General features: G+C 37.1%; 1 protein-coding gene. It reads right to left on the reverse strand.

Annotation, left to right across the window (positions count from 1 at the left end; translation table 11 throughout):
• Positions 1 to 248 (reverse strand): tRNA isopentenyl-2-thiomethyl-A-37 hydroxylase MiaE (gene miaE, locus AAEY88_RS14925; RefSeq protein ID WP_350563647.1); only part of this gene is annotated, 248 nt, incomplete at both ends.

The raw sequence follows: 248 nt of genomic DNA on the forward strand, positions 1-248 counted from the left end.
CTAATAGTCTGTCCATTAAAAAACCGTCACGACCATGCCGAAAGTGTGCACGAATTTGTTTAATGTATGGATCTTTTTTATCATCACCCAAAGTAGTATCGCGTTCAATTAATAGTTTAAGCACTTGTTTAAAATGAATTAACTCTTCAAGAGCTAAGTCAGTCATGGCTTTAACTAATTTACGCTTATCCGGATAATGTGAAAGCATTGACATAGCCATGCCAGATGCTTTTTTCTCAGCAGCAGCG

The organism is Psychrobacter sp. CAL346-MNA-CIBAN-0220 (assembly GCF_040309805.1).
Classification (GTDB): domain Bacteria; phylum Pseudomonadota; class Gammaproteobacteria; order Pseudomonadales; family Moraxellaceae; genus Psychrobacter.